Annotated in this window: 10 protein-coding genes; all 10 read left to right on the top strand. The window is 63.7% G+C overall.

The features are described 5' to 3' along the window. Positions 1–129 precede the first annotated feature (129 nt). From ABWP84_RS03890 to ABWP84_RS03845, 10 genes are read left to right on the top strand one after another with little or no spacing between them, the layout of a single operon-like run. On the top strand, positions 130–924 hold the full coding sequence (locus ABWP84_RS03890; protein ID WP_353210683.1) for an ABC transporter ATP-binding protein: 795 nt from the start codon (positions 130–132) through the stop codon (positions 922–924). Then, a complete protein-coding gene (locus ABWP84_RS03885; protein ID WP_353210682.1) occupies positions 921–2,774 on the top strand; it encodes an AMP-binding protein in 1,854 nt (617 codons plus the stop codon). Before ABWP84_RS03890 ends, ABWP84_RS03885 begins: the two co-directional genes overlap by 4 nt. Then, on the top strand, positions 2,774–3,667 hold the full coding sequence (locus ABWP84_RS03880) for a branched-chain amino acid ABC transporter permease (protein WP_353210681.1): 894 nt from the start codon (positions 2,774–2,776) through the stop codon (positions 3,665–3,667). The genes ABWP84_RS03885 and ABWP84_RS03880 overlap by 1 nt, the downstream gene beginning before the upstream one ends. Then, on the top strand, positions 3,667–4,731 hold the full coding sequence (locus ABWP84_RS03875) for a branched-chain amino acid ABC transporter permease (RefSeq protein WP_353210680.1): 1,065 nt from the start codon (positions 3,667–3,669) through the stop codon (positions 4,729–4,731). Before ABWP84_RS03880 ends, ABWP84_RS03875 begins: the two co-directional genes overlap by 1 nt. A 13-nt stretch (positions 4,732–4,744) precedes the next feature. Beyond that, positions 4,745–6,013, top strand: coding sequence for an ABC transporter substrate-binding protein (locus ABWP84_RS03870; protein ID WP_353210679.1), 1,269 nt, complete (start codon positions 4,745–4,747; stop codon positions 6,011–6,013). Next, positions 6,013–6,801: an ABC transporter ATP-binding protein gene (locus ABWP84_RS03865; protein ID WP_353210678.1), complete on the top strand. Its 789-nt coding sequence runs from the start codon at positions 6,013–6,015 to the stop codon at positions 6,799–6,801. The genes ABWP84_RS03870 and ABWP84_RS03865 overlap by 1 nt, the downstream gene beginning before the upstream one ends. Positions 6,802–6,821: 20 nt before the next feature. Continuing rightward, positions 6,822–6,965 (top strand): hypothetical protein, encoded by a 144-nt coding sequence (locus ABWP84_RS03860; RefSeq protein ID WP_353210677.1) that lies wholly within the window; start codon positions 6,822–6,824, stop codon positions 6,963–6,965. A gap of 1 nt (position 6,966) precedes the next feature. Then, positions 6,967–8,142, top strand: a complete 1,176-nt coding sequence (locus ABWP84_RS03855; protein ID WP_353210676.1) for an isovaleryl-CoA dehydrogenase — start codon at positions 6,967–6,969, stop codon at positions 8,140–8,142. Continuing rightward, a complete protein-coding gene (locus ABWP84_RS03850) occupies positions 8,139–9,716 on the top strand; it encodes a carboxyl transferase domain-containing protein (RefSeq protein WP_353210675.1) in 1,578 nt (525 codons plus the stop codon). The genes ABWP84_RS03855 and ABWP84_RS03850 overlap by 4 nt, the downstream gene beginning before the upstream one ends. Next, positions 9,716–11,686, top strand: coding sequence for a biotin carboxylase N-terminal domain-containing protein (locus ABWP84_RS03845; RefSeq protein WP_353210674.1), 1,971 nt, complete (start codon positions 9,716–9,718; stop codon positions 11,684–11,686). The genes ABWP84_RS03850 and ABWP84_RS03845 overlap by 1 nt, the downstream gene beginning before the upstream one ends. Positions 11,687–11,692 lie beyond the last annotated feature (6 nt).

Below are 11,692 nucleotides of genomic sequence, written 5' to 3'. Positions count from 1 at the left end.
TCGGCCCAATTCGGCCGTGAGTTTACCGGATTTGCGCTCATTGCACCCAGGCCCGGCGCTGCCACCACAACGCCCTTGCCCGGGCTTTGGGTTTTGCCTAGCGTTGCGGCCAAGAACAAGGGGCGGAAATTGGACGAGGCGAGGATCCTGGCGGCGGAAAACCTGTCTCTGCGCTTTGGCGGCGTTCGGGCGCTGAGCGATGTGAGCTTTTCTGTTCGCCCGGGCGAGATTTTCTCCATTATCGGCCCCAATGGGGCTGGCAAGACCTCGATGGTCAATTGCATCTCCGGCCGCTACCGGCCGAGCGAGGGGCGGGTGATATTCCAGGGCCAGGATATCACCCGGATGGGCGCAAACCGGCGCGCCGCGCTGGGGCTGGGGCGAACCTTTCAGAACCTGGCGCTGTTTGGCCATATGAGCGTGCTGGACAATATCATGGTGGGTCGGCACCACCTGATGAAAAGCGGCTTCGCCCGCGGCATGCTCTATTGGCTGGGCGGGGCCGAGCGCGAGGAGGTGCTCCACCGGCGCGCAGTAGAGGAGATTATTGATTTCCTTGAGATTGCCCATGTGCGCAAGGCGCCGGCCGGCACGCTCAGCTATGGGTTGCGCAAGCGGGTGGAGCTGGCGCGCGCGGTGGCGGTGAACCCCAAGCTGATCCTCCTCGATGAACCCATGGCGGGCATGAACCTCGAGGAGAAGGAGGATATGGCCCGCTTCATCATCGACCTGAACCAGGAATGGGGCATGACAGTGCTGATGATCGAGCATGATATGGGCGTGGTGATGGATATATCCCACCGGGTGATGGTGCTGGATTTCGGCCGCAAACTGGCCGAGGGCGCGCCGGCGGCGGTGCTGGCCGACCCGCAGGTGAGGCGCGCCTATCTGGGTGAGGCCGATGATGTGACGGCCGAAGGATGACGCCGACGCTGCCGCAAATCCTGGCGCGCAATGCCCGGGAGCATGGCCCGGAGGTGGCGCTGCGCGAGAAGGAATTGGGCATTTGGCGCAGCATCACCTGGGCGGATTATGACCGGCGGACCCGGCTCTTTGCGCTGGGCCTGCAGGCGCTGGGTGTGGCGCGCGGCGAGGTGGTGGGGCTGATTGGCGATAATCGGCCGGATTGGGTGATGGGCGAGATTGCCGCCCATGCGCTCGGCTGCAAGTCGCTGGGCCTTTACCGTGACGCGTTGGATGATGAGGTGGCGTATCTGCTGGCCTTCTCCGGCGCCGTGGCGGTTTTTGCCGAGGATGAGGAGCAGGTGGATAAGCTGCTCTCTTCCGAGTTGCCGGCGCTGCGGCACATCGTGTTCTCCGACCCGCGCGGCATGTGGAAGCTGCAGGACCCACGGCTGATTTCGGCGGCGGCGCTTGTGGCCTTGGGGGAGGCGGCGGCGCCTGGCACCTATGAGGCCTTGCTTGAGCAGCAGGACCCGGAGGCGGTGGCGGTGCTCTGCACCACCTCGGGCACCACGGCACGGCCGAAGCTTGCCATGTTGAGCGCGGGCGCGCTGGTGCGCCATTGCCAGGCCTATCTGGCGGCGGACCCCAAGGGGCCGGATGATGATTATGTGAGCGTGCTGCCGCTGCCCTGGATCATGGAGCAGATTTACGTCCTCGGCTGGGGGCTGATTGCGCGGATGCGGGTGAATTTCGTCGAAGAGCCCGAGACGATGATGGCGGATTTCCGCGAGATCGGGCCCAGCTTCGTGCTCTTCGCGCCGCGCATGTGGGAGGCGATTGCCGCCGATGTGCGCGCGCGCATGCTCGATGCCAGCCCGCTCAAGCGGCGGATGTATGAGTTTGGCATGGGGCGCGGGCTGGCGGCGCTGGAGCGGGGGGGGCATTCGCGCCTGGCTGATCTCTTCGCCTTCCGCGCCCTACGCGACCGGCTGGGGTTTTCGCGCCTGCGCTCGGCGGCGACGGGTGGCGCCGCGCTGGGGCCGGATACATTCCGGTTTTTCCAGGCGATGGGGGTGCCGATGCGCCAGCTTTATGGCCAGACCGAACTGCTCGGCGCCTATACCCTGCACCGCCCGGGCGAGGTGGATTTTGATACGGTGGGCGTGCCCTTCAATGCCGATATCGAGCTGCAGGTGAAGGAGCCGGATGTGAATGGGGTGGGCGAGATTGTGACGCGCCACCCCAATATGTTTCTGGGCTATCATGGCATGGCCGATACCGGCGATGTGCGCGATGGCTGGATGCATACCGGCGATGCCGGGTATTTCGACAAGCGCGGCCAATTGGTGGTGATCGACCGGATAAAGGATATTGCCACCACCCGGGGCGGCGAGCGTTTTTCGCCACAATTCATTGAAAACAAGTTGAAATTCAGCCCTTATGTGGCTGAGGCAGTGGTGCTGGGTGATGCCCGTCCGCATCTGTCGGCCATGCTGTGCATCCGGTTTTCGATTGTCAGCAAATGGGCCGAGCGCAACCGCATTGCCTTTACCACCTATACCGATCTCTCCTCGCGGCCCGAGGTGCTGGAATTGCTGGCGGGCGAGGTGGCGCGGGTGAATGCCACGCTGCCGGAGCATTCGCGGGTACGGGATTTTATCCTGCTCTACAAAGAGCTGGACGCGGATGATGACGAGTTGACGCGCACGCGAAAGGTGCGCCGCGGCGTGGTGAACCAGAAATATGCCGATATCATCGAGGCGATCTATTCCGGCGCCGTAGCCATTCCGGTGGATACCGAGATCAAGTTTCAGGACGGCACGAGGAGCCGCATTCGCACCACCCTGACCGTGAGGAAAGCCGCGTGATGGAAACCGGATTGCTGTTCCAACTGGTGCTCAATGGGCTGATCGTGGGGGCGCTGTATGGCGTTGTCGCGATGAGTTTCGTGCTGATCTACAAGGCGTCGCAGGTGGTGAATTTCGCCCAAGGGGAGTTCATGCTGATCGGCGCCTGGGCGTGCTGGTTGCTGCTGACCTATTGGCAATTGCCGTTCTGGATTGGTTTTCCGGTGGCACTCGCCTTCATGACGGTGTTTGGCGTGGTGCTGCAGGTGATGGTGTTGCGGCCATTGATTGGTGAACCGGTGATCTCGGTCATCATGGCCACCGTGGGGCTTTCCATCTTCTTCCAGGCGCTGATGAAGTGGATGTTTGGCGTCTTCGCCCAGCCCTTCCCGGCGATTTTTCCGGTCGAGCGCATCAGGATCATGGGGCTGGAGGTGCAGAGCGTTTATCTGCTCTCCATCGCGCTGTCGCTGATGATCATGCTGGGGTTTTGGTGGTTCTTCAATTTCTCCAAGCATGGGCTGGCCATGCGGGCGACGGCGTTTGACCAGCAGGTGGCGCAGTCGCTCGGCATTTCCGTGCCGCAGGTTTTTGCCATGAGTTGGGCGATTTCGGCGGTGGTCTCCGCCGTGGCCGGGGTGGTGGTAGGGGTGGTGTCCGGGGTGTCCTCCGGCCTGTCCTTCTACGGCATCAAGGTGTTTCCGGCGGTGATCCTGGGCGGGTTGGATTCGGTGGTGGGCGCCATGTTGGGCGGCATCATCGTGGGGGTGCTGGAGAACCTGGCGCAATACGTGGACAGCCAGTGGCTGAACTGGGGCAATATGACGAATATCGCGCCCTTCTACGCGCTGATCATCATCCTGCTGATCAAGCCCTATGGGCTGTTCGGCACGAAGAATATCGAGCGCGTCTGATGGCCCTCGCCCCCGCCGGAGAATTCCACGCCAGTTACCGCGCCGATATGACCATCATGCCCACGCGCAACTCGCGGCGGGCCTTGCTGCTGGGTATTGTGCTGCTGTGTTTCGCGCCGCTGGTTCTGGGCCGCTATGAGCTGGGCCTGCTGATCAATATTGGCTTCATGGGGATTGCTGCGCTGGGGCTGAATATCCTTGTGGGCTTTACCGGGCAGATCAGCATTGGCCATGCGGCGTTTTTTGGCGTGGGGGCTTTTCTCTCGGCCTATCTGCATGAGCGGTTTCATATCCCGGTCATCCTGTGCATTCCTCTGGCGGGGCTGGGTACTGCGCTTGTCGGGCTGGTCTTTGGCCTGCCGGCGGCGCGGTTGAAGGGGCTGTATCTGGCCATCGCTACACTCGCGGCGCAGTTCATCCTTGAGGATTTCTTTGCCCGTGCGCAGTGGTTCACCGGCGGCGTGTCCGGGCGGATGACCGAGGCGGTGGAACTTTTCGGCATCCGCTTCGACCGGGAGGAGAGTTACTTCTACATAGTGCTGGCCTTCACCATCATCATGTTCGTCATGGCGGCGAATTTGATGCGCACGCGCGACGGCCGCGGCCTGATCGCTGTGCGCGACCATTATCTCAGCGCTGAGGTGATGGGCATCAACCTCGCCTACTACCGGACGCTGTCCTTCGCGATTTCCAGCTTCTATGCCGGCATCGCGGGCGCGCTTTACGCGCATTACCTGTTCTTCGTCTCGGTGGAGGCGTTCAATATTCTCTTCTCCATCCAGTTTCTGGCGATGGTCATCATCGGTGGCCTGGGCAGCGTGATGGGCAGCCTGATGGGGGCTGCCTTCATGGTGCTGATGCCTGAAGGCGTGCAGGCGCTGGCCGATATGCTGGCCGGGGGCTGGATCGACCGGACGCTCAAACTCGGCGCCTCGATCTCCTTCCTGCGGGAGATGGCGATTGGTGCCGCCATCATCATCTTCCTCGTCTTCGAGCCCGACGGGCTCGCGCATCGCTGGAAGCAGATCAAAGCCTATTGGAAGCTCTATCCCTTTTCGCATTAACGGAGGAACGACAATGAAAAAGACCATCCTCGCCGCCGCCCTGGCACTATCGCTGCCGGCAATGGCGCAGACGCGCACGCCCATCGGTCATTTGATGGATAATTCCGGCCCCACCTCCGATGTGGGTGTGCCCTATGGCCAGGGTGTGACCGATACCCTGGCCTGGGCCAATGCCAATAATCGTGGCCGGCCGACCAATGTGCTGGGCTTTGATTATGGCTATCAGGCGCCGCGCGCTGTCAGCCAATATCAGGCCTGGAGCCGTGACCGTGTTGCCGCCATCCAGGGCTGGGGCACGGTGGATACCGAGGCGTTGGTCCGCTTCGTGACCCGTGACCGGATACCCTTTGTGTCGGGCTCCTATTCGGCGGCGCTGACCGATGCCGGTGGGCGCTCGGGCCGGCAGGGCGTGGAGGCGGCACCCTATAACTTCTTCTATGGCCCGTCCTATTCCGATGCGCTGCGGGCGATGCTGCTTTGGGCGCGCGATGACTGGCGGGCGCGCGGCCAGGCCGGGGCGCCGCGCTACGTGCATATGGGCGCCAATCACCCCTATCCGAACAGCCCGAAGGAGGCTGGTGAGACCCTGGCGCGGGAGTTGGGCTTCGAGGTTCTGCCGGCGATCCAGTTTGCCCTGACGCCGGGTGATTACACCGCGCAATGCCTGACCTTGCGCTCTGGCGGGGCGCATTACGCTTATCTGGGCAATACGGCGGGCTCCAATATCTCGGTGCTGCGCGCCTGCCAGACGGCGGGGGTGCAGGTGCAGTTCCTCGGCAATGTCTGGGGGATGGATGAGAATGCGATGAAGGCGGCGGGCATCGCCGCCAATGGTGTGGTCTTCCCGGTGCGCAGCCTTGCGGTCTGGGGCCAGCAGGCGCCGGGGATGGCGAATGTGCAGGCGATTTCGCGCATCTCCGATGCGGCCGGCACTGCCTATCGGCCGGTGCATTACATCGCCGGCGTCTGTGCCGCGATGCTGATGGTGGAAGCCATGGAGAGTGCGGGTGAGAATGGCGGGGCGATGACCGGCGAGCGCATTCGCAACGGTTTCTACGCCCGGCAGAATTGGGTGCCGCGGGGCTTTGATGGCGTTTGCGCTCCCTCCAATTTCACCGCGACCGACCATCGCGGCACCTTGGCCGTGCCGCTCTACCGCGCCCGGGTGACGGGCGATACGGCGACGGGCAGTGTGGCCGAACTGGTTGCGGCTGGTACCATTCGGCTGGAGCCGGTGACGACCATCACCCTCGACCGCCGCGCCGATTGGCTGGGCTGGTAATGAGCCTTCTGGCCGTCAACAACATCGAGGTCGTCTATAATGACGTCATCCTGGTGCTGCGCGGCATGTCGCTTGAGGTGCGCGAGGGCGCGATTGTCGCCCTTCTGGGTGCCAATGGGGCGGGGAAATCGACCACGCTGAAGGCGATTTCCGGCCTGCTGAAAACCGAGGAAGGCCGGGTGACCCGTGGGGAGGTGCGCTTCAATGGCGAGCGCATCGATGGGGTGGACCCCCATCTCATCGTACGCCGTGGCATCTTCCAGGTGATGGAGGGGCGGCGCATCGTGGCCGATATGACGGTGCTGGAGAATCTCCGCCTGGGCGCCTTCACCCGCAATGATGACGGGGTGCGGGCTGATATCGATATGGTCTATGGCTATTTCCCGCGGCTGAAGGAACGCACTGGCCTGGCCGGATACCTCTCGGGCGGCGAGCAGCAGATGCTGGCCATTGGCCGGGCGCTGATGGCGCGGCCGAAACTGATCCTGATGGATGAGCCCTCCATGGGCCTCTCGCCGCTGCTGGTGAAGGAGGTTTTTGGCATCATTCGGCGCATCAACCAGGAGTTGGGCGTGACCATTCTGCTGGTTGAGCAGAATGCCCGCATGGCGCTCTCGGTCGCTTCGCATGGTTATGTCATGGAGCAGGGCAAGATCGTGCTCGATGGCACCGCTGAGGAATTGGCGAACAACGAGGATGTGAAGGAATTCTACCTTGGCGGCCATGGCGCTGCGCGCAAGAGTTTCCGCGATATCAAGAGCTATAAGCGGCGGAAGCGCTGGCTGTGAGGCCCCGAAGGCTGCACTGCTTGGCTGCGGCATTGCCGGATCATCGCTGCTCGCGGGTTGCGGCCCATGCCTATCCGCCCGAGGTGCATTTCGTGCCGAGCACGGCCACGGGTAAAATCATGCGCGGCCTGTTGCGCCGCCAATTCAGCCAGGAGACAGCCTGAGATGCTCCCCAATTCCCTTCCTCCAGGGCTCGATTTCGGCCTGGGCGAGGAGCTGGACATGCTGCGCGACAGCGTGCGCGGCTTCAGCCAGGACCGCGTGGCGCCCATCGCTGCCGAGATCGACCGGAGCGATGAATTTCCGCGCTATCTTTGGCCTGAAATGGGTGCGCTCGGCCTGCATGGCATCACCGTCTCGGAAGAGTATGGCGGGGCGGGGCAGGGCTATCTTGCGCATTGCATCGCCATCGAGGAGGTGAGCCGCGCCAGCGCCTCGGTGGGGCTGAGTTATGGCGCGCATTCCAACCTTTGCATCAACCAGATTTTTCGCAATGGCAGCGAGGAGCAGCGGCGCAGATACCTGCCCAAGCTGATCTCGGGTGAGCATCTGGGCGCGCTGGCGATGAGTGAGCCGGGGGCGGGCAGCGATGTGGTGAGCATGAAGCTGCGTGCCGAAAAACGCGGCGACCGCTGGGTGCTGAATGGCACCAAGATGTGGATCACCAATGCGCATTATGCCGAGACGCTGGTGGTCTATGCCAAGACCGACCCGGCCGCCGGCGCGAAGGGCATCACCGCCTTCATTGTCGAGCGCGGATTTGCCGGTTTCACCCCGGCGCAAAAGCTGGACAAGCTGGGCATGCGCGGCAGCCCCACTTCGGAACTCGTCTTCCAGGATTGCGAGGTGCCGGAGGAGAATGTGCTGGGCGCGGTGAATGGCGGCGTGCGCGTATTGATGAGCGGCCTGGATTACGAGCGCGCTGTGCTGGCCGCCGGGCCCTTGGGCATTATGCAGGCGGCGATGGATGTGGTGCTGCCCTATATCCATGAGCGTCGGCAATTCGGCCAGGCGATTGGCGAGTTTCAGCTGATCCAGGGCAAGGTGGCCGATATGTACACCCAGATGAATGCAGCGCGGGCCTATGTTTATGCCGTGGCGCGGGCCTGTGATGCCGGGCGCGCCTCACGCAAGGATGCGGCCGGGGCGATTTTGTTCGCCGCCGAAACCGCGACCAAATTGGCGCTCGACGCCATCCAGATTTTGGGCGGCAATGGCTATATCAATGACTACCCCACAGGGCGGCTGCTGCGCGACGCGAAGCTCTACGAGATCGGCGCTGGCACGAGTGAGATCCGCCGGATGCTGATCGGGCGGGAATTGTTCCGCGAATCCGCATGATCCTCCAATCCGCCATCAATACCCGCAGCGCTGAGTTCCGCACGCGCGCGGCACATAACAATGCCCTGCTGGAAACCCTCGCCGCGCGCACGGCGCTGGCGGCGCTGGGGGGCAATGAGCGTGCCCGCGCCAGGCATACCGCCCGCGGTAAATTATTGCCTAGGCAACGGGTGGAGCGGCTGCTGGATGCGGGCTCGCCCTTCCTGGAACTCTCGCCGCTGGCCGCGCATGGCATGTATGGCGATGAGGTGCCGGGTGGGGGCATTATCACCGGCCTTGGCCGCGTATCGGGCCGGCTTTGCGTGATCGTGGCCAATGACGCGACGGTGAAGGGCGGCAGCTACTACCCCATCACGGTCAAGAAACACTTGCGCGCGCAGGAGGTGGCGGCGCAGAACCGGCTGCCCTGCCTCTATCTGGTGGATAGTGGCGGCGCCAACCTGCCCAATCAGGATGAGATATTTCCTGATCGTGACCATTTCGGCCGGATTTTCTTCAATCAGGCCAATATGTCGGCGGCAGGAATTGCGCAGTTGGCGGCGGTGATGGGCAGTTGCACCGCGGGTGGCGCCTATGTGCCGGCGATGTGTGATGAGAGCATCATGGTGCGCAACCAGGCGACGATTTTCCTCGGCGGCCCGCCGCTGGTGAAGGCGGCCACGGGCGAGGTGGTGAGTGCCGAGGATCTGGGCGGTGCGGACGTCCATACCCGGCTCTCTGGCGTGGCGGACCATATGGCGGTGGATGACATGCATGCGCTGGGGTTATTGCGCGGCATTGTGCGCAACCTGAACTTGCCCGGGCTGCCGCTGCCCGGTGAGGCCCGGCCGCCGCTTTATGACCCCGCTGAACTGGCCGGCATTATTCCTGCCGATTTGCGCGAGCCCTTTGACGTGCGCGAGGTGATTGCCCGTATCGTCGATGCCTCGGAGCTTGATGAGTTCAAGCCGCGCTATGGCACCACCCTGGTCACCGGCTTTGCGCGTATCCATGGCCAGATGGTGGGTATTTTGGCCAATAACGGCATCCTGTTTTCCGAGAGTGCGCAGAAGGGGGCGCATTTCATCGAGCTGTGCTGCCAGCGGAAAATCCCGCTGCTATTCCTGCAGAATATTGCCGGCTTCATGGTGGGCCGAAAATACGAGAGCGGCGGCATTGCCAAGGATGGGGCAAAGCTGGTCACCGCGGTTGCCACCGCTGCGGTGCCCAAGCTGACGGTGCTGGTGGGCGGCAGTTTTGGTGCGGGAAATTACGGCATGTGCGGGCGGGCCTATTCACCGCGGTTTCTCTTCAGCTGGCCCAATGCGCGCATCTCGGTGATGGGCGGCGAACATGCTGCCAGCGTGATGGCCACCATTCAGGACCGCGATTGGGGCCCGGGTGAGGAGGAGGCGTTCAAGGCGCCCATCCGGGCGAAATATGAAACCGAGGGTGACCCATATCACGCCACGGCACGGCTTTGGGATGATGGCATCATCCCGCCTGCCGCCACGCGGGATGTGTTGGGGCTTGCCCTTGCCGCGGCTACCATGGCGCCGATTGGTGAAACCCGTTTCGGACTGTTCCGGATGTGATGTTCAAGACGCTCCTGATCGCCAATCGCGGCGAAATCGCCTGCCGCATTATCCGCACCGCGCGGCGGATGGGGCTGCGCAGCATCGCCGTGTTTTCGGAGGCGGACGCCCTGGCGCTGCATGTGCGCCAGGCGGATGAGGCATACCCAATCGGCCCTGCGGCAGCGGCGCAATCCTATCTGCGGGGAGATGTGATTTTGGAGGTTGCGCGCCGCGCGGGCGCTGAGGCCATCCATCCGGGCTATGGGTTTCTGTCGGAAAATGCCGAATTCGCCGAGGCTTGCGCGGCCGCTGGCGTTACCTTCATCGGCCCTTCGCCCGCGGCCATCCGCGCCATGGGTAGCAAGGCGGAAGCAAAGCGGATCATGGTGGAGGCGGGTGTACCGACCGTGCCGGGCTATCACGGCGATGGGCAGGGTGAGGCGCTGCTCGCCGCCGAGGCGGCGCGTATTGGCTTTCCCGTGCTGATCAAGGCGAGTGCGGGCGGTGGTGGCAAGGGCATGCGCCCGGTGTTGCGGGCGGAGGATTTTGCCGCCGAATTGGCCGGGGCGCGGCGCGAGGCCCGGGCGGCCTTCGGTGATGATCGCGTGCTGCTGGAAAAATACCTGCAACGCCCGCGCCATGTGGAGGTGCAGGTGTTTGGCGACAACCATGGCCGCATCACCCATTTGCACACCCGCGACTGCTCATTGCAGCGGCGGCACCAGAAGGTGATCGAGGAGGCGCCGGCGCCGGCGCTGTCCAATATGTTGCGAAAGCAACTGCATGACGCAGCCGAAAATGCCGCTCGCGCCGTGGGCTATACCAATGCCGGCACGGTGGAGTTCATCGTGGAGGGCACCGAGGCCTATTTCCTGGAAATGAACACCCGCCTGCAGGTGGAGCATCCGGTGACGGAAATGATCACCGGCCTTGACCTTGTGGAATGGCAATTGCGGGTGGCGGCCGGTGAGGCGCTGCCGGCGGCATGGCCACCCGCGCCGCAGGGCCATGCGGTTGAGGTGCGTTTATATGCCGAGGATCCAGCCGAGGATTTTCGGCCCTCGATTGGGCGGCTGAATACCCTGCATTTGGTCCCCCCCGATGCCGGGCGGATTGATGCGGGCGTGTCGCAAGGTGATGCGGTCAGTTCGCATTATGATCCGATGATTGCCAAGCTGATCGCCTGGGGTGAGCGCCGCGAGGCGGCAGTGGCTAGCCTGCAGGCCAGTCTGGCCGAGGCGAGGATTGCGGGCGTGACCACCAATGCCGCGCTGTTGCGGCGGCTGCTGCGTGAGCCTGTCATGCATGGTGAGGTAGCGGATACCGGCCATATCGCCCGCCATGCCGGTAGGTTGCTACAACAACCGGATGCGGCACCGGACTGGATGGTGGCGGCCATTGTTGCCGACCATTGCGCCGGGCTGGATGCGGCATGTGCCAATCCCTGGGCGCGCGGTGATGCCTGGCGGGTGTTTGGCGCGGCAGAGTTGGTGTTCCGCCTCGCGGCGGGTGGCGCGCCACGCCAGGTGGTGGCTCGGCCAGGGGCGGGCATGGTGCGGGTCAGCATCGATGGCGGCTCTGCGCTGCAGGTGGCGCAGCACACTGGCGCTGGGCATGTGGCCTTCACTGTGGATGGCGTGCCGCGCCGCCTTGGTGCCATGTCCCGCTTCCCCGGCCCTGTATGGCGGGTGGTGGATGCCTTCGAGCCGTATGAATTCTCCCTGCTCGACCCCTATGCCCCGGTGGGTGAGGCGGCGGGCGCCGATCATCGTCTCTCAGCACCCATTCCGGGCCGGGTGGTGCAGCTTCTGGTGGCCCCGGGCGATGTGGTGAAGCGCGGCGATATTCTCGTCATCATCGAGGCGATGAAGACTGAATTGCGCATCACCGCGCCGCGCGATGGCATTGTGGAGGCCTTGGGCTGTGCAATGGGCGAGGGCGTTGAGGAGGGCACGGAACTCGTGACCCTGGCCGCGCCCTCGGCCTGAGGCGGC

It is taken from the genome of Rhodovarius sp., assembly GCF_040399605.1.
Taxonomy (GTDB): domain Bacteria; phylum Pseudomonadota; class Alphaproteobacteria; order Acetobacterales; family Acetobacteraceae; genus Rhodovarius; species Rhodovarius crocodyli_A.
Note: the sequence above shows the minus strand (reverse complement) of the source record. Positions and strands in the feature narration are given on the sequence as shown.

Excerpts from the sequence above, each read along its gene's own strand:
- ABWP84_RS03850 (WP_353210675.1), top strand. The coding sequence starts at position 8,139 with ATGATCCTCCAATCCGCCATCAATACCCGCAGCGCTGAGTTCCGCACG.
- ABWP84_RS03875 (WP_353210680.1), top strand. The coding sequence starts at position 3,667 with ATGGCCCTCGCCCCCGCCGGAGAATTCCACGCCAGTTACCGCGCCGAT.
- ABWP84_RS03865 (WP_353210678.1), top strand. The coding sequence starts at position 6,013 with ATGAGCCTTCTGGCCGTCAACAACATCGAGGTCGTCTATAATGACGTC.
- ABWP84_RS03855 (WP_353210676.1), top strand. The coding sequence starts at position 6,967 with ATGCTCCCCAATTCCCTTCCTCCAGGGCTCGATTTCGGCCTGGGCGAG.
- ABWP84_RS03870 (WP_353210679.1), top strand. The coding sequence starts at position 4,745 with ATGAAAAAGACCATCCTCGCCGCCGCCCTGGCACTATCGCTGCCGGCA.
- ABWP84_RS03885 (WP_353210682.1), top strand. The coding sequence starts at position 921 with ATGACGCCGACGCTGCCGCAAATCCTGGCGCGCAATGCCCGGGAGCAT.
- ABWP84_RS03880 (WP_353210681.1), top strand. The coding sequence starts at position 2,774 with ATGGAAACCGGATTGCTGTTCCAACTGGTGCTCAATGGGCTGATCGTG.
- ABWP84_RS03845 (WP_353210674.1), top strand. The coding sequence starts at position 9,716 with ATGTTCAAGACGCTCCTGATCGCCAATCGCGGCGAAATCGCCTGCCGC.